The organism is Micromonospora sp. NPDC002389 (genome assembly GCF_040296095.1).
GTDB lineage: Bacteria > Actinomycetota > Actinomycetes > Mycobacteriales > Micromonosporaceae > Micromonospora.
Map to the genome: position 1 here is coordinate 14214 of NZ_JBEOWP010000029.1, position 19408 is coordinate 33621.

The following is a 19408-nucleotide window of genomic DNA, read 5'->3' on the forward strand; positions in this document are numbered from 1 at the left end:
GTGCGGCCGGACGCGAACGCCCCACCGTGACGTCCGGCACTGCGAGACTGATGGGAAGTCACTGGGAAGCGGTCGGCACGAGCCCTTCGTCGATGAGCAGGCAGGTCAGGCCGGACCAGGTCAGACCGGTGCCGCGAGCCCGAGCGGCCCGGTAGTCGGCGGGGTCCATGGCGGCGGCCACGGCGGCAGTGTTGCCAGGTGCGTCATGCGGATCCATCTGCTCCGGGTGGTAGCCGATGCTCGCGCCGAGGGTCTCAACGGCGCCGAGCAGTACCGCCCCCGTACCGGCCCGGCCGGTGCGGCCGAGCGCGCCCGCCACCGAGTGCACCAGGGCCAGCCAGCTCGACCGGTCGAGCCGAGGGTCGGTCTCCCGGAGCATGTCGGTCAGGATGTGCAGCGCTCGGTCCGGCTCACCGAGGTCCACACTGACCTTGCCCTGCATCCACGCCGAGGAGAGCGCCGCCCACTGATGACCACAGGAGCGGGCCAGTGTGTTCGCCCGCGCCAACTCGTCGCGCGCCCGGGGGAGGTCACCGCAGGCGCGGCTGAGCTGACTGCGGACGGTCAGCGCCTCGGCCTGCGCCCACGGTTCGCCGACCAGGTCCGCCAGCCGCACCGCCTGATCGGCCAGGGGAAGGGCACCGGGGATGTCGCCGCCGATGGCGGTCACCGATGCCAGGTAGATCACGGCGGTCGTGTGCGGGTGCCGGGCACCGACCTGGGCGCAGAGTCGAGCGGACTCACCCAACGCGGCCACGCTACCGTGGTGGTCACCGCTGAGGTAGGCACAGCCACCGATCGCCATCAACAACCGGGCTCGAGCCAGCGTCCACTCCGCTGAGCCGGTCGCGGCGTCGGTCGCACGCGCGTCCAGCGCGGTGAGGGTACGACCGCCCCAGCGTAGCCCTTCCGCGATCTGGCCGGTCCGGTACCAGAACCAGGCGAGCGCGCCGCAGATCCGCGCCGCGAGCAACACGTCATCGGTGGCCAGTGCGGACGTCAGCGCGGCCCTGATGTTGTCGCGTTCCGCGCTGAGCCGCATCAGCCATCCGGTACCGTCGGCGGTCGGCAGCCGCTGTTCTCCGATCTCGACCAACCCGAGCAGCCACCGTCGGTGTCGCGCTGACGCCCGGTCCCGTTCTGCCTCGGTGAGCGCCGCGTTCGCGTACTCGCGAACCAGCTCCAACATCCGATAGCGGCGCGGGGTGGTGTCGGGGTCGGCGGCAACCAGCGATTTACGGACCAGCGCCAGCAGGACCGGCACCGGGTCGGGCACCTCGGCGTCGCCCCCGACCTGCCGGACGGCGTCCAGGTCGAAAGCCCCGTCGAAGACGGTGAGCTGTCGAAACAATGTCTGTTCAGGCGCGGTGAGTAGTCGGTAACTCCAGTCGATCGCGTTTCGGACGGTGGCGTGCCGGTGGTCCTGGTCGGGCGACCCGTCACCGAGCAGAGCGAGCCGGTCGTCCAGTTGAAAAGCGATCTCCCGCAGGGACAGCGCCCGGCACTGGGCGGCTGCCAACTCGATCGCCAGCGGCAGACCGTCGAGGTCGCGGCAGACCTGTGCGGCCAAGACCCGGTCCGGCTCTCTGTCCGGATGCGTCAAGGTGGCCGCGGCGATTCGGTCCGACAGCAACTCGACGGCGTCGTCCAAACCGAGCGGCGCCAGCTCCATGACCGCCTCACCGGGTACGCCGAGCGGTTGCCGGCCGGTGACGACCAAGCGTAACCCCAGACACCTTCCGAGCAGGCTACGGGCTAGGTCGGCGACCGCCGCGACGAGATGCTCGGCATTGTCGACCACCAGCAGCGCCTTCCGGTCGGCGAGCCGCTGAGCGAGGTGTTCGGCGGTGCTCACGCCCGGCAGCGCGAAGACGTCCGACACCGCACGGACGACCTCGGTCGGATCGTGCAGACTGGCCAGCTCGACGAGCCACGGACCGTCCGGGTCGTTCCGTTCCCGGCAGTGCTCCAACACCAGCCGGGTCTTGCCGACCCCGCCCGGCCCGACGACCGTGACCAGACGATGACCGGTGACCGCCAGTCCGAGGGTCGCCAGCTCGCCGCGTCGACCGATGAAGGACGACAGCCCGGCCGGTACGTTGCGGCGGGGTGGTGCCACGTTCGGCAACCTTCGGTACGGCGTCGGACGCGGATCGAGGGACGCGTCGTTGCGCAGTACCTCAGCCTCCAACCGGCGCAATCCCGGCCCGGGATCGACGCCGAGCTCGGACACGATGCGCTCACGGGCACGACGTAGGGCGGCGAGCGCGTCTCCCTGCCGTCCGGCCCGGTACAACGCCAGCACCAGCAACTCCCAGCCGCGCTCACGCAGCGGCTGGTCGAGTACGAGCGCCTCCAGGTCGCCGACGACACTGCCTTGGTTGCCGCCGGCAAGCGCCGCCGCCAGGCGCTGTTCGCGGGCCGTTGCGTGCAGTGCGTCGAGCCGCGCCACCTCGGTTACGGCGAACTCGGAGTCGACGAAGTCGGCGTAGGCCGGACCTCGCCACAATGCCAACGCCTCGTCGAGTACCGCCGTCGCGGCGTCGTGGTCGCCGGCCGAGGTGTGCCGGTCGCCGCGCATCACCAGGGCGGTGAACCGTTCCGCGTCGACGAGACCGGCCGGCACCCGCAGCGCGTACCCTGGGCCTTCCCTGACCACCACCTGCGCCGGAGTGCGGGCCGCCCGGCCTGGTTCCAGGGCCCGCCGCAGACTCGCCACGTAGCCGAACAGGGTTGCCTGCGTCGGGGTGACGGCGTCGTCCCAGACCTGGTCCATCAACCGGTCAGTGGGAACGATCCGACCGCGCGCCGCGACCAGACAGGCGAGGACCTTGCGTTGGCGGAATCCGCCGAGGTCGACGGGGACCCCGTTCAGCTTCGCCTGCAGGGGGCCCAGCACCTTGAACTCAAGACTTGGCGGCACTTCCCGACAACCTCCACCGGTCGACCATGGCAAGCCAAGATCATCGTCGATGGTCGACCGTATCACGGGTCTTTCGAGCGTCGGCTCGAACGCGTGCGACGTGTCGATGTACTAAAGCGTAACTTGTGGGTTACGCTTCTGTCGTGGACGAGGTGGCTGCCGCGATCGCCGATCCGGTGCGCCGGGAGATCCTGCTGATGCTGCGCGACGAGTCGCTCTCGGCCGGGCAGATCGCCGACCGGTTCGTGATCAGCAGGCCGGCCGTCAGCCGTCACCTGCGCGTGCTGCGGGAGGCCGGCCTGGTGCGCGACACGGCCGACGGGCGTCGGCGGGTCTACCGCCTGACCACCGCGCCACTCGACGAGCTGGTCGGGTGGCTGGGGCGGCTGATGCGCCCGTCCCGATGGCAGCAGCACCTCGACGCGTTGGAGACCGAGGTCTACCGCACCCGCCGTGAACGGCGCACCACCACCGAGCGGGGCACCGCCACCGAGCGGCACCCATCGACGAAGGAGACGGCGTGAAACCCACACCGACCGGCCGACTGTTCGGCGACGACCTCGTGCTGACCCGCACGTTCCGCGCACCCGTCGCCGACGTCTGGGCGAGCCTCACCGAGTCGTCGCGAACGGCGCGTTGGTTCGGCCCGTGGCAGGGCGACGCGGCGCCGGGGCGGACGATCAAGGTCCAGATGGCGTACGAGGAGGACGAGCCCTGGATGGACGTGACCATCGAGGTATGCGAACCGCCGAGCCGGCTCACGGTCTCCGCGGTGGACGAGTACGGAAGTTGGCACCTGGACATGACGCTCGTCGAGAGCGCGGGCGTGACCGAGCTGCGGTTCACCCACCACCTGACCGGCACGGAGGACGCCGGCGAGGTCGGGCCGGGGTGGGAGTACTACCTCGACGCCCTGGTCGCCGCGCACGCCGGTCAGCCGAGGCCGAACTTCGACGACTACTACCCGGTGATGAAGGAGTACTTCGAGGCGCAGCGGTAGGCATACCCGGGGCGGGGGTGCCTTGCTCTGCCAGGACACGTTTTCCCGAGATGTCGCGACATCGCCGGATACGCCGACCCGTGGCGACGGCGGAAGAGGTCGACAATCCTCTATGGGTTGGCGATCGCGTCCGCCTGGGGGAGGGGTGCGGGGATGAGTGGACCGGCTGGGCAGGCGCAGGCAGCTCTGGCCCGGTTCGTCGACGACCTCAAACGCCTGCGGCAACACTGCGGGTCCCCGTCGCTGAACACCCTGGTGGCGGTGTCGACGGCGCTGGGATCACCGCTGGCCCGCTCCACGCTCAGCGACAAGCTCAACGCGAAGTCGTTGCCCGAGTGGCCGTTCGTCGTCTCCTACGTCACCGCCTGCCTGGCCCACGCCGAGCAGTCCGGCGTCCCGGCGCCGACCGAGATGGCCGAGCTGAGCCGCTGGGACGCGGCGCACTGGCGACTGTTACGTGCCGTCGACGCCGGTCGCGCGGAGGACCGGCTCCGGGCCGCCGCCCACGCGCAGCTCGCCCGGCGCGCCGAGGACACCGCCTCTCGCGTGACTCCGCCGGTGACACCCCGGCAGCTTCCGGCGGCCGTGCCCGTGTTCGTGGGCCGGCGCACGGTGCTCGCCGGGCTGGCGGCGCTGTTGGCACGCCGACCCGGCGAGCCGGGCACCGTGCCGGTCGCGCTGATCAGTGGTACGGCCGGCGTCGGCAAGACCGCGCTGGCACTGCACTGGGCACACCGGGTCGCCGACCGCTTCCCCGACGGACAGCTCTACGTCGACCTGCGCGGGTTCGACCCGGACGGGCCGGTACCGGAACCGGCGGAGGTGCTGCGGGAGTTCCTGGAGGCGTTCGGGGTGTCCGCGCCGGGCGTCCCGGCGGGACTGTCCGGCCGCTCGGGGCTGTTCCGCAGCCTGCTGGCCGACCGGCAGGTGCTCGTGCTGCTCGACAACGCCCGTGACGCCGCGCAGGTGCGTCCGCTGCTGCCCAACTCGCCCGGGTGCCTGGTGCTGGTGACCAGCCGCAACCACCTGCCGGGACTGGTCGGCATCGAGGCCGCCCAACCGTTCGTCCTCGCACCGCTGTCGCCGCCGGAGGCGTACGAGTTGCTCGCGGCCCGGCTCGGTCCGGACCGGATGGCAAGCGAGCCGCACGCGGCGGCGCGGATCGTGGCCGCGGCGACCGGACTGCCGCTCGCGTTGGCCATCGTGGCGGGACGGGCCGCCACCCGGGCCGGACTCAGCCTCGGCCGCCTCGCCGACGAGCTGGCCGAGCCGGGGCGCCTCGACGGGTTCACCGGCGGCGACCGGACCCTCGACATCCGCGCGGTCTTCTCCTGGTCGTACCGAAGTCTGGACGCGACCGCGGCGTGGGCGTTCCGCCTGCTGGGGCTGCACCCCGGGCCGGAGGCCACCGTCGCGGCACTGGCCAGTCTCACCGGCGTGCCCGCCGGGCAGGCGGGACGGACGCTGACGGCGCTGGCCGACGCGAACCTGGTCTCCGAGCCACGGCCCGACCGGTACGCCCTGCACGACCTGTTGCGCGCCTACGCGGCCGAGCAGGCGGCCACACACGACCCCGATCCGGTACGCCGGGAGGCCCTCGGCCGTCTCCTCGACCACTACCTGCACACCGCGTACGCCGCCGCCCTGCTCCTGTACGACCACCGCGACCCGATCGACCTCGTCCCGGCGCGCGTCGGGGCGGTGGTCGATCCGCCAGCCGACCGTGCCGAGGCATGGCACTGGCTCGTCCGGGAACATCGGGTGCTGCTCGCGCTCGTCGCTCTCGCCGCACAGGCCCGCTTCGACACGCACGCCTGGCAGCTCGCCTGGACCCTGAACACCTATCTCGACCGCATCGGCGCCTGGCCGGAGCAGTTGGTCGTGCAGGAGGTGGCGTTGGCCGCCGCAGCACGGGTGGACGACCGGGACGGCGAGGCCCGCGCCCACCGGAACCGGGCCGTGGCCTGCCTGCGGCGGGAGGACCACGAGCAGGCCCGCTCCCATCTGGACGCCTCGTTGGCGCTCTACGCCGGCCTCGGTGACGCCGTCGGCAGCGCCCGGGTGCATCTGAACCTCGGCATCCTTGCCGAACGGCAGGGGCGGCTGCGGGATGCCCTCGACCAGGCCCGGCACGCGCTGGAGCTGTTCACCCAGGCGGGGAACGTCGGCGGCCGGGCCAACGCGCTGAACAACATCGGCTGGTACCACAGCCAGCTCGGCGAGTACCCGCAGGCGTTGGCGCACTGTCAGCAGGCGTTGGCGCTGCAACAGCAGGTCGGCAACCGGTACTGGCAGGCGCACACCTGGGACAGCCTCGGCTACGTGCACTACCGGCTGGACCGGCAGCCGCAGGCGATCCGGTGCTATCACCAGGCCCTGGCACTGTGGCGGGAGGCGGCGGAACGCTATTTCGAGGCGACCACGTTGACCCACCTGGGCGACAGCCACCGCGCGGCCGGCGAGCCGGAGTCCGCCCGTACCGTCTGGTGTCGGGCGCTGGAGATCCTGGAGCAGCTCGACCACGCGGACGCCGCGCAGGTCCGGGCGCGGTTGACCGCCGCGCCGGCCCGGTCGGCCTGACCGGGCCGGGGCGGACTCTGGAGCGGCCGCCCCGGCCGGAGTGGGCAGGAGTCACCGCCACTGCGCGAGGTTGGCCACGGCCTGCTGGGTGAGCCGGGTGGCGACGCTGTAGACCACGCCGGGTCCTACCCCGTCCGGGCCGCTGGTCAGGATTCCGACGGCGGTACGGGTGAGCGGGCAGGGGCAGGGAGGCTTCGGCCACGGGAACTCCAGGCGCGGTCCCAACGGGCACCAGTCGTCCGGATCGGGGGTGTAGGCGACGGGGCTGCCGTCCTGCCCGCCGCTGAAGTTGTGTGACGTGTAGAGCTGCGTCGACGTCTCGTAGCGGATGCGGTCGACGCTGGTCCACTGCCCGGACCGGTCCGCCGGATACCCGTGCGTCGTGGTGCACGAGCCGTACAGGGGCTGGGTGGTGTACCCGAGGTCGTACCAGCCGGTGATGTTGCCGATGCCGCAGTTGAGCTGCACTGCCCCGTAGTTGTAGGCCGGGTCGCGGCTGCCAGGGTGGGTGAACGAGCCGGTCCAGGTCACCGGCGCGTAGAGCTGGGTCGCCGCGCAGGAGCCGAAGGGTGCGGTCGTCCCGTTGTGCCCCGGGTACGCGACGATGTTCGTCCGCCAGTTACCCCGGGAACCTCCGGTGTGCACACAGTGCCCGGCGGTCGCCACCGTGCGGGGGCTGATCATGAAGCCGCTGCAACGGCCGCCGGGGAACGTCAGCAGCACGGTGGCGCTGGCGGGATACGTCGTGGTCGACGTGACCGGAACCCGGTTGTCCGGTCCGGAGCTCGTCGCGGCCGCCGCCGGTGCCGCCGCGAGGGCGGTGGACGCGAGCGCCACGGCGGCCAGGGCGACGAGCGCCCCACTTCTTCTCGGCATCGGTTCTCCTTCGTCGGGGGTGGTCGCCCGGGTGGGTACGCCCACGGTGGCCCGACCGTCTGCTGTCCGGCCGGTTCCCGGACACCGGTGCCGGTCGGACGGCGGTGACCCGGCTGCGCGGCGGCGGCCGGTGCGGCAGAGTCGACCGGATCGTGCGCCACCGGCCCGACCGGTCACAGCGGCGGCGTCGCCGGCACGGGTGTGCGACGTCGCCGGTGCGCGATGTCGAACAGGGCGATCGCCAGCAGCACCAGGTTGGCGCAGACCACCGCGAGCAGTGGGGTGAGCGCCAGCGCGACCGGGGCGAGCGCGCCGAGGAGCGCGACGCCGGCCAGCAGTGGCCAGGCGACCCGACCGAAGACCTCGTACTCGAAGCGGGTCCGACCGATGAGGAAGATCGCCGGTCCGCCGACGACGACGGCGAGCAGCTCCGGCTCGACCGTGCCGGTCGGCTCGGCGATGATCAGCTTCGCGCTGGCGGCGGCCGTCACCACCCCGGCGATCATCAGCAGGTGGGTGTACGGGGCGGACCGCGCGAACCGGCCCGGCTGCCGGGCCTTCTCGATGGCCTGGGTCAACTGCGCGGCGGCGCGGTGTACGTAGATCCGGAACAGCAGCGTCGCGCTGGCGAACGCCACCACGATCGCCGCAGTCCGCTCGGCGGTGACCGGGTGTGCGCTGTACGTCAGGCCGGCGACCAGGATGATGTCGCCCAGGGCGATGATGAAGAACTGGTGGTACCGCTCGGCCATGTGTTCGGCGATGGGGTTGAACTGGGCCGCGCCGATCCGTCGCCGACCGGGGAACGGGTAGCCGAACGCGAAGGCCAGGTAGTCGACGGCCGCCGCGCCGACCCACCACCACAGGCGCGTCGTGCTGTCGGCGAAGGCACCGGCGATCCACGCGACGGCCGAGACTCCGAACCACGCCCAGATCCGTACCGCCCGTCGGCGCGGAACCGGCTCGTGCAGCGTCAGGAAGAAGAGGAATCCTCGACCGAGGTGACTGGCCACGTAGGCCCCGGCGAAGATGGCCGCCCGGTCGGCGAACGCGGACGGCAGCGCGGCGGCCATCATCAACGCGCCGAACATGACGCCGACCGTCACCACCTGGATGACCCAGCTGTCCGGGTTGTAGAGGTCGGTGACCAGAGTGGTCAGCACCCACACCCACCAGACGGCGAGCAGGACGACCACGGCCTCGGCGACGCCGCGCCAGGTCAGCTCGGTCACCAGACTCTCGGACAGCAGCGCGAGCGCGACGACGAAGACGAGGTCGAAGAAGAGTTCCAGGAAGGTGGCCCGGCGTGGGGTGGCGGCGCTGCGGAGCAGGCTGTTGGCAGAGGTCATCGCGGCACCCGGCCGTCGGCCGGCGCCATCACCACGGAGTGCCCTCGCATGACCATATGGGCTATATCGTAGGAATGTCCTGGCTGCCAGGTGCGTGGTCCGGGGAGTCTGCGCCGCCTCTTCAGGGGATCCGGACCGTCTCAGGTTGACCTTGCCCAAAGGGCCGGGCCCATGATGAGTCGGTCCACAAGCGCCAGGCCCGAGGAGAACGATGAACGACGACCTCACCGCCGGTGAGTTCCAGGTGATGACCGGCCTGTCGGCCAAGGCGTTGCGCCTGTACGCGGAGCGCGGCATCCTGACCCCGGCGTCGGTCGACCCGCGCTCCGGGTACCGGCAGTACGCGCGCTCGCAGGTGCGACACGGGATCATGGCGGATCTCCTGCGGCGTGCCCAGGTGCCCCTGTCCGAGCTGGGCGAGGCCGCCGACTTCCCGTTCGCACAGTGGCGCGACAAGGTCATGATGCGGCGCAGCTTCGAGGACTTCTTCCTGGCCGTCGCCGAGCACATCGCCGAGTGCGACCCGGCGGACCTGACCGCCCACCGCCAGGCCGCACCGAGCCTGGAGTGGGTGGGAGTGATCCTGGATCTCGACATCCCCGACGACGTGGAGGGCACGATCGGGCGGATGTCCGAGATGGCCGCCGTCACGCCCGAGATCGACCAGGCGTTCGGGGCGGCCCTCGCCGACCTGGCGGTGCCACCGGCCGACCTCTGCTGGTCCGCCGCCCCGCAGTCGGCCGGGGCCGGTGCGGGGGCCGCCGGGATGCTGCTGGCCCGCCCCGGGCCCGTCGGCCTCGACGAGGCGTCCCGCGACCTGATCGAGGAGCGGGTGCGTGCCCGGACCGGCGAGTCGGTCCGCGTGGTCACCGGGACGCTGCCGCCACGGCTGGAGATCACGTTCACCGCCACCGCAGCCGGCGACCTGTCGCCGGTCGAGGAGGCGGCGGCCGGTTACCGGCACCTGCTCGCCTTCGGGGAGTACACCACCCGGCACGGCCTGACCGCGTTGTCCCCGATGCCACGGGAGGTCAGTCACGGCCCGTCGCTGTTCTCCGACGACCCCGCGCACCGCCCGGTGAGCGTCTTCGACGCCCGCGCCTGACGCCCGTCACCCGGTCGGGTCCGACCACGGGTCAGCGTAGACATCCACCTTCTGCTATATATGGGAACGCTTCCACAGGCGGTCGACGGATTCTGGTCCCGCCTGGGCACCCGTGACGCACCGGAGGTCGGACGCCGGGTGCCCGGCGGCGGACCGCCGCCGTGGCGACCATCGGAGGACAGGCATGCGCACACTTCTCGCCGCGTTGACCGCCGCGCTGACGCTCGCCGTCACGGCCGGCAGCGTCCCGTCCGACGCCGCGAACGCCTCGCACCGCGGCTCCTGCACCCGGCACATGCTGTTCTGCGAGGACTTCGAACGCCTGCCGCGCGGCGGTGCCAGCAGCCTGAACTGGGGCATCGACACCCGCAACGGCACGCTCACCGTGGAACGCACCCACCGGGGCAACCAGGTGCTGCACGTCCACACCGTCGACAACGGACGCGCCTTCCTGCGTGTCGACGACTTCGCCGCACCGGGCAACCGCTTCTACGGCCGGATGCGGCTGCGCGTGGACGCCTTCCCCACCGCCCCCGACTGGGCGCACTTCACCCTCGTCGAGGCCACCGGTAGCGGCAGCGCCGAGGTCGTCCGGCCGGTCGGCGGCCAGTACGCCCCCACCGTCCCCGGCATCTTCTGGGGGATCGGCGCCGACGGCGGACCGACCGGCGACTGGACCAACTGGCGCGAGTCGGCCCCGGTGGTCGAGGACACCTGGCAGTGCTTCGAGTGGAAGCTCGACCCGACCGACAACCGCGTCACGGTCTGGATCGACGGAGTGGCCAACCCGGAGCTGACCGCCTCCACCACCGAGCACGGCGGCAACGACGTGCCGTTCGTCCTGCCGAACGTCAACACCGTGAAGATCGGCTGGCAGCTCTATCAGGGCGGCACCACCCCGGGCGCGTTCGACCTCTGGATCGACGACATCGCCCTGGCCAGCCGACGCCTCGGCTGCTGACCCACTGGCGTTCTGTGCAGGTCCGGTGGGAGTCCGGGTACCCTCGGGCGGGTGCGGATCATCGCGTTCCTGGCTGTCCTCCTCGTCGTGCTGGCCGCCGTTGCGCTCATCGGAGCGGTGCTGACGGCCGGTAACCGACGTCGCCGTCACGCTGCGCAGGTGTCGGCGCGGTGGACGGTGCGCCACTACGCCATCCCCGGTCGAGGGCACACCGTGGTCGGTGTCAGCCTCACCGACGCCGACGGCCGGATCCACGGTGAGAACGTGGTCGCCCGCATCCCGGACGGCGCTCCCGACTGGCAACGCGACTTTGTCGCGGCGCGGCAGGAGGCCGAGGAACGCGCGTTCCACCTCAACAGCGACCGCCCGCCGATGCTCGGAAGCTGACGCCGCCGGGTCCTGCGGGTGCGGCACCGGCGGCTGGGCTAGCCTGCCTGCTCATGGAGGCCACCGACGACCGTCTCGAACTGGTCGTCGACCCGGCCCGGTCCACCGGGCGCACGCTCCTGGCCGGTGGCGTCGAGCAGTCGTACGTGGACCTCGCCGACCCCACCTACCTGCACTTCGAGTACGTGCGCCGGATGGCCGCCGTGGCCGACCTCGCCGCGCAGGCCGGTGACCCGCTCGACGTGCTGCACCTGGGCGGCGGCGCGCTGACCCTGCCGCGCTACGTCGGTGCGACCCGGCCCGGCTCGGCCCAGGTGGTCGTCGAGCGGGATCCGGCCGTGGTCGACCTGGTGACCCGGGACCTGCCGCTGCGGCAGCCCGGGATCGAGGTCCGGGTGGCCGACGCGCGGCAGGCGGTCAGCGAGGCGTCCGCCGACGCGTACGACCTGGTGTTCGCCGACATCTACCGGGCGGCCCGGATGCCGCCGCACGTGGCCACCGTGGCGTTCGCCGCCGAGGTCGCCCGGGTGCTGCGGCCGGACGGCGTCTACCTGGTCAACGTCACCGACCTGCCGCCGCTGCTCCTCGCCCGGGTCCAGGCGGCCACCCTGCGCGCGGTCTTCGCCGACGTCTGTGTCGTCGCCGACCGGCGGATGCTGCGCGGCCGGCGGTACGGCAACCTGGTGCTCGCGGCGACCACCCGTCCGGGGCGGTTGCCGGTGACACGCCTGCTGGCGCGGGTGCGGCGTGATCCGTTGCCCGGCGCTGTGCTGCACGGGCCGACGCTCGACGCCTTCGTCGCCGGGGCCCGCCCCCGCACCGACGACGCCGCGCACTGAGGCGGCGTATCGCGCCTCAGCAAGAACCGAGATCGGATCGAGGATCGTGCTCAGGCGTCGAAGCGGCCGGCCTTGATGCCCTGAACGAATCCGGTCCACTGGTCGGCGGTGAAGGACAGCACTGCCCCCTCGCGGTCCTTGCTGTCGTGGACCTGGGCGGTGTGGTCACCGGCCGCCACCAAGGGGACCCGGTCAACGCCCCTCGAATGTGAATCTTGGACAGTTCCCGTTAGCGTGTAACGGGAACTGTCCAAGATCTTGAGCTGGTCCGACAGCTAGGCAACGCGTGCCGAGGCATCGGGGTTGCTGAACGCCGGGAGAGCCGGGCAGATCGGCAGAGCGTCTGGTCATTCCTCGTCTGTCGGGCCGGGGCGGTTCTCGGCGATCCACGCCCGGACGGCCTTGCCCTCCCAGACGCGGCCCATCTTCAAGGTGACGAGCGGATCAGGGAACCCTTTGCGGCCCACGATGATCGTGGCGCGTTGCTTGCTGATCCCGCCGAGGAGATCGCGGATCTCATCCAACCCAAGCAGCTCCACGATCCTGACGCTATGACCCGGAGGAGTTGCACAAAGGCATAGTGGGCAGGTAAACCCTACTGGGGGTTGCCCTGAGTCAACCCCGTTGGTGCCATGGACGCATGTCCCGACATCTGACCTACGGCCAGTTCCTGCTGGCGGCTGCTCTCACGCGTGCGCGTCGGCATCGGCCGTCGTGGAACCACGTGTTGCGGCGGGTGACCTGTCGGTGTGGTCGGGACCTGCCGTGCCGGATGCGCTTGCGGGTGCCGATCAACCGGGGTCACTGGCCGGTCGCACCGTCTTCGTCCAGCCGGCCGGACTGCGGACCGCCCCGGCGTCCATGGTGGCCGCGCACCCCCGCCAGAGGAGGGCTCCCAAGAAGTCACGTCGCTGAGTAGGTTCGTCGATGTGGACCTGGAGGACATCGCCGCCCGGCTCGGCGTACCCGTCGACGACGTCGCGCGCGTCCACCGGCTCGCCGGTGACCGCCCGTCGGCACCGTTGCCCGTGAAGGCCGACGCGCCCGCGCTCCTGGACTGGCTCGCCGTACGCCCCGACGACGCCGCCGAGATCATGGCCGGGTGGCCCGACCCCGACTCGCCGTCGTGGACCCCGGAGCTGCGGTGGCTGCTCGACCGCTCGATCGCCCTGGTCCGCGCCGACCTCGGCGGGTACGACTGGCTGCCACCGGGCCCGGAACTGCCCCGCGATCGCGGACCGGCCTGGCGGCACCTGTACGTGTACGCGTACCTGGCCCTGCTCGACGTGGTGCGGGCCTTCCACCGTGACCACGGCGTCCCCGACGCGGTGTCCTGGACGACCCTGGCGGACCTGGGCCGCAACCTCGCGATCGACCGGCGGATGCACCGCGAGGGCTGGCCGGTCATGCAGAGCTGGTTGACCCTGCACGCCCGGGGCGGCCTCTACGAGTTGGGCCGGTTGCAGCACCACCGCGGCGAGGGCAGCATCGGCCTGCACATCCCCGAGGCGGGGCCGCTGACGCCGCAGGCCGTCACCGACTCGCTCGACGCTGCCCGCACCTTCTTCCCGCGCCACTTCCCCGACGAGGAGTACGCGACGTTCTCCTGCGGCTCGTGGCTGCTCGACCCGCAACTGCGGGAGTACCTGCCGGAGGACTCCCACATCGTCCGGTTCCAGCGCCGGTTCACTCTGGAGCCCTACGAGGAACCGGACGGGCTGGACGCCGACGTCGAGGTGCTGCGGTTCGTGTTCCGCAGCCTGAGCACGCCCCTGGACGAGCTGCCGCGCCGCACCGCGCTGCACCGCGCGATCGTCGACCACCTGCGCGCCGGTCGCCACTGGCACTGGCGTCGCGGCCACTTCCCGATCTAGGGCCGCCCGGGACCGCGACCGGGGCGCGTCTGGAGAACCTCGGTGTGGCCCGGGCGCTCTAGCCTGAGGGCATGTCAGGCTTACCAGCTTCGATAGAGGACACCGCAGAGGAGATCGGATTCGGCCAGGTGGAGCGGGCCTTCCGACCGACCTACTCGCTCAGCGTCTCCTCGACCTTGTCCTTCCTCCTGTTGGCAGTGCTCTTCGGCATCGCCACGACCGCGGTCACCGCCACGGTCGGGATCGTTGTCTTGGGCGGCCTGACCGTGGCGGCCGTGCTGCTCGCCGGATGGGGCGCGGTGGACACCCGGCGGCTGATCCGACGCCGGTTCTATCTGTGCGACGGCGGCCTGCTGACCGCCGAGAACCACACCCGACTCACCCGCGTGATCGCCTGGACCGACATCGCCGAGGTCTGGCGTTACCACCTCCGCATGTACAGCGAGAACGGCGCGACGACGATGCACCGCTGCCGGTTGCGGCTCACCGACGGCACCAGGGTCAACCTGGAGAAGCCGCCGCTGGTCGACGGTGAGGAGTTGGGCGAGCAGGTGGAGCGCCGGGCGGCCTCGGCCCGCCTCCCGCAGGTGCTCGCCGAACTGGCCTCGGCGGGTCGGGTCGAGTTCGGTCCGCTCACGGTGACCCCGGACGGGATCGCCTCGGCCGGCGGGTACGCGGCCTTCTCCGACATCGCCGTGGTGCGGCTACGTCGGGTCCGGCTCAAGATCTGGACCCGCGACGCCGCGAAGCCGGTCTCGGTCCTGGTCCGCCGGGTGCCGAACCTGTGGATGCTGGTACTGATCCTCCAACGCCACGGCGCGCCGACCGACATCGAGCTGTACCGGCCGGCCTGAGCACCGCAGATCCACCGCGCCGGGCACGGCGGGCGACGGTGGCGCTCGTACCGGTCAGCCGGTCGGCCGCTCCGGCGCACCGTGCCGCGCGGCCTCGGGCCCCGGCGCGGCCGCCCGCTGCCCGGGTGCGTCGGTACCCGTCGACCCGTCCGACCCGGCGGCGGCCGCGGTCACCGCGGGCGTGGCGGACTCGGTGGCCTCCCGCAACGCGGTACGCGCCACCACCTGCTGCAACGTCACGGTCCGCTCGGAGCGACCGCGCCCGATGAAGCTGACGAACCAGTGCAGCACGGCGGTGACCCGGTTCTTGAAGCCCACCAGGTACAGCAGGTGCACGGCGAGCCAGAGCAACCAGCCGGTCAGTCCGGCCAACCGCAGCCGACCGACGGTGGCCACCGCCGAGAAGCGCGAGATGGTCGCCATGCTGCCCTTGTCGCGGTAGCGGAACGGCTGTCCCGCCGGCTCGCCCCGGAGCCGCCGTAGGATCTGCCGGGCTGCGTGCCGCCCGCCCTGGATGGCCACCTGCGCCACGCCCGGCAGCCGGTCCAGAGCCATCAGGTCGCCGACGACGAACACCTCGGGGTGTCCGGGCAGGGTCAGGTCCGGCTCGACCTTGACCCGACCGGCCCGGTCGGTCTCGGCGCCGGCCCGGGCGGCCAGGTGCGCGCCCAGCGGCGAGCCCGACACCCCGGCCGCCCAGATCTTCGTCCTGCACTCGATGCGCCGCCGCCGGCCGTCCCGGTCGGCCACCTCGATGCCGTCGTCGTCCACGCCCACCACCATGGCGCCCAGCTCCACGTCGACACCGAGGCGGTGCAACTGCCGCAACGCCTTGCCGGAGAGCCGGTCCCCGAACGTGCCGAGGACCGAGTCACCGGCGTCCAGCAGGACGATCCTGGCCTTGCGCGGGTCGATGCGGCGGAACTCGCCCGGCAGGGTCCGGTGCGCCAGCTCGGCGATCTGCCCGGCCATCTCCACGCCGGTCGGTCCGGCGCCGACCACCACGAACGTCATCCACCGCGCGATCGCCGCCGGGTCGGTCTCCAACTCGGCCAGCTCGAACGCCCCGAAGATCCGTCCGCGAAGTTCGAGCGCGTCGTCGATGCTCTTCATGCCGGGCGCGTGTTCGGCGAACTCGTCGTGGCCGAAGTACGACTGTGTCGCCCCGGCGGCGACGATGAGGCTGTCGTACTCGACGCGGAACGTGGTCAGCGGCGCGTTCGCGGTGACCGTCCGGGTCTCCAGGTCGATGTCGGTGACCTCGCCCAGCAACACCTCGGCGTTGCGCTGGCGGCGCAGGATCTCGCGGGTGGCGGGCGCCACCTCGCCGGGGGAGAGGATGCCGGTGGCGACCTGATAGAGCAGCGGCTGGAACAGGTGATGGGTGGTCCGCGCGACCACGGTCACGTCCACCGGCGCGCGACGGAGCGCCTTGGCCGCGAACAGCCCGCCGAAGCCGGATCCGACGATCACCACCCGGTGCCGGTCACCGGTGCCCGTGCTCTCGGTGGTCCTGTCTCGGTTCATCTGCGCCCTCCGTCCCGGTGTGAGCCACGCCCTCGGGCGTCTGCACGTCATCCTCGAGCGCGCTCCCGGCCGGACGGAACCGGCGGCTCGATCAATCTGTTCTGATTTCCGGTACGTCGGCGGCGAAACCCGCACCGCGGCGGCTCCGGGTACGGCCGGACCTGGGCACCGTGTCCGGCACCCCGCGCCGTACGTTGCCTCTGTGACGGTGCTCACCGGCGTCGCCCGTCGCCCACGCGAGGGCCGACGCGAACAGACCGTGACACGGGCGTGCGGAGCGTCAGCAAACTTGATTGATTCCAAAAGAGTGGAGTAGGTTGGCCGGCATGACGTCCGACTTCGAGGCCCAGCTCCGCGCGGTCTCGTTGCGCGTGACCCGGCCCCGACTGGCGGTGCTCGCGGCGCTGCGGGACCACCCGCACGTCGACACCGACGCGGTGACCCGGCTGGTCCGGGCCGACCATCCCACCGTGTCCCACCAGGCCATCTACGACGTGCTGCGAGCGCTGACCGACGCCGGTCTGGTGCGGCGCATCCAGCCCGCCGGAGCCGTCGCCCGATACGAGTCCCGGGTGGGGGACAACCACCACCATGTCGTCTGCCGCTCCTGCGGCGCGATCGCCGACGTGGACTGCGCCGTCGGCGACGCCCCCTGTCTCACCGCCTCCGACGACCACGGGTACGTGGTCGACGAGGCGGAGGTCGTCTACTGGGGCACCTGCCCCGACTGCGACCGCACGCACCACCAGTGACACGCACCACCAGTGATCCGCCAGGTCGGAAGGAAGCACATTGAGTAACCCACAGCACGACGGTCCGACGAGCGCCCAGGGCGTGGACAAGAAGGCCGAGTCCGGTTGCCCCGTCGCGCACGACTCCGTGACCGCGCACGGCAGCGAGAGCGAGAACCCGGCGATCGACTCGCCCACCCCGAAGACCGGCGGTCGCCCGCGTACCAACCGGGACTGGTGGCCCAACCAGCTCGACCTCTCGGTGCTGCACGCCCACTCGTCCAAGGGCAACCCGCTCGGCGCCGACTTCAGCTACGCCGCGGAGTTCGCCAAGCTCGACGTCGAGGCGCTCAAGCGGGACATCACCGAGGTCCTCACCACCTCGCAGGACTGGTGGCCGGCCGACTTCGGCCACTACGGCGGTCTGATGATCCGGATGAGCTGGCACGCCGCCGGCACGTACCGCATCGAGGACGGTCGCGGCGGCGCCGGCGACGGCGGCCAGCGGTTCGCCCCGCTCAACAGCTGGCCGGACAACGCCAACCTGGACAAGGCCCGTCGCCTGCTGTGGCCGGTCAAGCAGAAGTACGGCCAGCAGATCTCCTGGTCCGACCTGCTCGTGCTCGCCGGCAACGTGGCCCTGGAGTCGATGGGCTTCAAGACCTTCGGGTTCGGCTTCGGACGCCCCGACGTGTGGGAGCCCGAGGAGATTTTCTGGGGCCCGGAGGACACCTGGCTCGGTGACGAGCGCTACGTCTCCGAGCAGGAGATGGCCAAGGGCGTCGGCGCGACCGAGATGGGCCTGATCTACGTCAACCCCGAGGGCCCCCGCGGCAACGCCGACCCCCTCGCGGCGGCGCACTTCATCCGGGAGACCTTCGCCCGGATGGCGATGAACGACGAGGAGACCGTTGCGCTCATCGCCGGTGGCCACACGTTCGGCAAGACCCACGGTGCCGGCATCGCCGACGACCACGTGGGCCCCGAGCCCGAGGGCGCCCCGCTGGAGACGCAGGGCCTGGGCTGGCTGAGTACGCACGGCAGCGGCAAGGGCGCCGACACGATCACCAGCGGCCTCGAGGTCACCTGGACCGACCGGCCGACCGAGTGGAGCAACCGCTTCTTCGAGATCCTCTTCGGCTACGAGTGGGAGCTGACCACCAGCCCGGGTGGCGCCAAGCAGTGGGTCGCCAAGGACGCCGAGGCGATCATCCCGGACGCCCACGACCCGTCGAAGAAGCACAAGCCGACCATGCTCACGACGGACCTGTCGCTGCGCGTGGACCCGGCGTACGAGCGGATCTCCCGCCGGTTCCTGGAGAACCCCGACGAGTTCGCGCTCGCCTTCGCCAAGGCGTGGTACAAGCTGCTGCACCGCGACATGGGCCCGGTCAGCCGCTTCCTCGGCCCGTGGGTCCCCGAGGCCCAGCTCTGGCAGGACCCGGTGCCGGCCGTCGACCACGAGCTGGTCGGTGACGCCGACATCGCCGCCCTCAAGAGCAAGGTCCTGGAGTCCGGGCTGAGCACCGCCCAGCTCGTCTCCACCGCCTGGGCCTCGGCCGCCAGCTTCCGCCACACCGACAAACGGGGCGGCGCCAACGGTGCCCGGATCCGCCTCGAGCCGCAGCGGAGCTGGGAGGTCAACCAGCCGGAGCAGCTCGCCGCGGTGCTCAAGACCCTGGAGGACATCCAGCGGGAGTTCAACTCCGCCGGTGGCGCGAAGATCTCCCTGGCGGACCTGATCGTGCTGGCCGGCTCCGCCGCTGTGGAGAAGGCGGCGCGTGACGCCGGGGTCGAGATCACCGTGCCGTTCCACCCGGGTCGCACCGACGCCAGCCAGGAGCAGACCGACGTCGAGTCGTTCCGGGTCATGGAGCCGCGTGCCGACGGGTTCCGCAACTACCTGCGCCCGGGTGAGAAGACCCAGCCGGAGGTCCTGCTCGTCGACCGGGCCCACATGCTCAACCTGACCGCGCCCGAGATGACCGCCCTGATCGGCGGCCTGCGCTCCCTCGGGGCCAACGTCGGCGACAGCCGCCACGGTGTCCTCACCGACCGGCCCGGCGTGCTCACCAACGACTTCTTCGCCAACCTGCTCTCCCCGGGCACCCGGTGGAAGGCGTCGGAGACCGACGAGCACGTGTACGAGATCCGCGACCTGGCGACCGACCAGGTGAAGTGGACCGCCACCGCGGTCGACCTCGTCTTCGGCTCCAACTCGCAGCTCCGGGCGCTCGCCGAGGTCTACGCCAGCGACGACGCCCGCGGCAAGTTCGTGGTCGACTTCGTCGCCGCCTGGACCAAGGTGATGGAACTCGACCGGTTCGACCTGGCCTGATCCGGGTCCCACTGAGAGGGCCCCGGTCGATCGTCGACGATCGACCGGAGGGGCCCCGGTCGAT

The 19408-nt window shown here is 71.7% G+C and carries 17 protein-coding genes; 11 read left to right on the plus strand and 6 right to left on the minus strand.

Annotated features, from left to right (window positions below):
* Positions 1–58: 58 nt before the first annotated feature.
* On the minus strand, positions 59–2923 hold the full coding sequence (locus tag ABT008_RS29775; RefSeq protein WP_350700536.1) for an AfsR/SARP family transcriptional regulator: 2865 nt from the start codon (positions 2921–2923) through the stop codon (positions 59–61).
* 143 nt (positions 2924–3066) lie between these two features.
* On the opposite strand from ABT008_RS29775, the gene ABT008_RS29780 reads away from it, so the two are divergent.
* From ABT008_RS29780 to ABT008_RS29790, 3 genes are all read left to right on the plus strand, one after another.
* Positions 3067–3447 (plus strand): metalloregulator ArsR/SmtB family transcription factor, encoded by a 381-nt coding sequence (locus ABT008_RS29780; RefSeq protein ID WP_350700538.1) that lies wholly within the window; start codon positions 3067–3069, stop codon positions 3445–3447.
* Entirely contained in the window at positions 3444–3923 is a 480-nt protein-coding gene (locus ABT008_RS29785; RefSeq protein ID WP_350700539.1) for an SRPBCC family protein, read from the plus strand. The genes ABT008_RS29780 and ABT008_RS29785 overlap by 4 nt, the downstream gene beginning before the upstream one ends.
* Positions 3924–4076: 153 nt before the next feature.
* Positions 4077–6503 (plus strand): ATP-binding protein, encoded by a 2427-nt coding sequence (locus ABT008_RS29790; RefSeq protein WP_350700541.1) that lies wholly within the window; start codon positions 4077–4079, stop codon positions 6501–6503.
* Between the two features lie 51 nt (positions 6504–6554).
* Here the strand turns inward: ABT008_RS29790 and ABT008_RS29795 are convergent, their stop codons facing one another.
* Complete coding sequence (locus tag ABT008_RS29795; protein WP_350700543.1) at positions 6555–7379, minus strand: trypsin-like serine peptidase; 825 nt, start codon at positions 7377–7379, stop codon at positions 6555–6557.
* Positions 7380–7552: 173 nt separating this feature from the next.
* Positions 7553–8728: a low temperature requirement protein A gene (locus ABT008_RS29800; protein WP_350700545.1), complete on the minus strand. Its 1176-nt coding sequence runs from the start codon at positions 8726–8728 to the stop codon at positions 7553–7555.
* Between the two features lie 211 nt (positions 8729–8939).
* Between ABT008_RS29800 and ABT008_RS29805 the strand changes: the two genes are divergently transcribed.
* From ABT008_RS29805 to ABT008_RS29820, 4 genes are all read left to right on the plus strand, one after another.
* A complete protein-coding gene (locus ABT008_RS29805; protein ID WP_350700547.1) occupies positions 8940–9833 on the plus strand; it encodes a MerR family transcriptional regulator in 894 nt (297 codons plus the stop codon).
* 184 nt (positions 9834–10017) lie between these two features.
* Positions 10018–10794 carry a hypothetical protein gene (locus ABT008_RS29810; RefSeq protein ID WP_350700549.1) on the plus strand — a complete coding sequence of 259 codons (777 nt, stop codon included), beginning with the start codon at positions 10018–10020 and terminating at the stop codon, positions 10792–10794.
* 51 nt (positions 10795–10845) lie between these two features.
* Positions 10846–11181 carry a hypothetical protein gene (locus tag ABT008_RS29815; protein WP_350700550.1) on the plus strand — a complete coding sequence of 112 codons (336 nt, stop codon included), beginning with the start codon at positions 10846–10848 and terminating at the stop codon, positions 11179–11181.
* Positions 11182–11234: 53 nt separating this feature from the next.
* Complete coding sequence (locus ABT008_RS29820; RefSeq protein WP_350700552.1) at positions 11235–12020, plus strand: spermidine synthase; 786 nt, start codon at positions 11235–11237, stop codon at positions 12018–12020.
* Between the two features lie 50 nt (positions 12021–12070).
* Here the strand turns inward: ABT008_RS29820 and ABT008_RS29825 are convergent, their stop codons facing one another.
* Both ABT008_RS29825 and ABT008_RS29830 read right to left on the minus strand, forming a co-directional pair.
* Complete coding sequence (locus ABT008_RS29825; protein ID WP_350700554.1) at positions 12071–12199, minus strand: DUF397 domain-containing protein; 129 nt, start codon at positions 12197–12199, stop codon at positions 12071–12073.
* A gap of 168 nt (positions 12200–12367) precedes the next feature.
* Positions 12368–12559: a hypothetical protein gene (locus tag ABT008_RS29830; protein ID WP_350700556.1), complete on the minus strand. Its 192-nt coding sequence runs from the start codon at positions 12557–12559 to the stop codon at positions 12368–12370.
* A 390-nt stretch (positions 12560–12949) separates the two neighbouring features.
* On the opposite strand from ABT008_RS29830, the gene ABT008_RS29835 reads away from it, so the two are divergent.
* Both ABT008_RS29835 and ABT008_RS29840 read left to right on the plus strand, forming a co-directional pair.
* Positions 12950–13894, plus strand: coding sequence for an acyltransferase domain-containing protein (locus tag ABT008_RS29835; RefSeq protein ID WP_350700557.1), 945 nt, complete (start codon positions 12950–12952; stop codon positions 13892–13894).
* 71 nt (positions 13895–13965) lie between these two features.
* The gene (locus ABT008_RS29840; protein ID WP_350700559.1) at positions 13966–14748 is read left to right on the plus strand and encodes a DUF6585 family protein; all 783 of its coding nucleotides are present in this window, start codon (positions 13966–13968) and stop codon (positions 14746–14748) included.
* 54 nt (positions 14749–14802) lie between these two features.
* Here ABT008_RS29840 and ABT008_RS29845 read toward each other — a convergent pair whose 3' ends face one another.
* Positions 14803–16275: an NAD(P)/FAD-dependent oxidoreductase gene (locus ABT008_RS29845; protein ID WP_350700560.1), complete on the minus strand. Its 1473-nt coding sequence runs from the start codon at positions 16273–16275 to the stop codon at positions 14803–14805.
* A 326-nt stretch (positions 16276–16601) separates the two neighbouring features.
* On the opposite strand from ABT008_RS29845, the gene ABT008_RS29850 reads away from it, so the two are divergent.
* Complete coding sequence (locus tag ABT008_RS29850) at positions 16602–17027, plus strand: Fur family transcriptional regulator (RefSeq protein WP_350700562.1); 426 nt, start codon at positions 16602–16604, stop codon at positions 17025–17027.
* 40 nt (positions 17028–17067) lie between these two features.
* Positions 17068–19344 (plus strand): catalase/peroxidase HPI, encoded by a 2277-nt coding sequence (katG, locus tag ABT008_RS29855; protein ID WP_350700564.1) that lies wholly within the window; start codon positions 17068–17070, stop codon positions 19342–19344.
* Positions 19345–19408: the final 64 nt, after the last annotated feature.

Coding starts and splice junctions, on each gene's coding strand:
- ABT008_RS29800 (WP_350700545.1), bottom strand. CDS start 8,728: ATGACCTCTGCCAACAGCCTGCTCCGCAGCGCCGCCACCCCACGCCGG.
- ABT008_RS29850 (WP_350700562.1), top strand. CDS start 16,602: ATGACGTCCGACTTCGAGGCCCAGCTCCGCGCGGTCTCGTTGCGCGTG.
- ABT008_RS29810 (WP_350700549.1), top strand. CDS start 10,018: ATGCGCACACTTCTCGCCGCGTTGACCGCCGCGCTGACGCTCGCCGTC.
- ABT008_RS29820 (WP_350700552.1), top strand. CDS start 11,235: ATGGAGGCCACCGACGACCGTCTCGAACTGGTCGTCGACCCGGCCCGG.
- ABT008_RS29795 (WP_350700543.1), bottom strand. CDS start 7,379: ATGCCGAGAAGAAGTGGGGCGCTCGTCGCCCTGGCCGCCGTGGCGCTC.
- ABT008_RS29805 (WP_350700547.1), top strand. CDS start 8,940: ATGAACGACGACCTCACCGCCGGTGAGTTCCAGGTGATGACCGGCCTG.
- ABT008_RS29840 (WP_350700559.1), top strand. CDS start 13,966: ATGTCAGGCTTACCAGCTTCGATAGAGGACACCGCAGAGGAGATCGGA.
- ABT008_RS29845 (WP_350700560.1), bottom strand. CDS start 16,275: ATGAACCGAGACAGGACCACCGAGAGCACGGGCACCGGTGACCGGCAC.
- ABT008_RS29790 (WP_350700541.1), top strand. CDS start 4,077: ATGAGTGGACCGGCTGGGCAGGCGCAGGCAGCTCTGGCCCGGTTCGTC.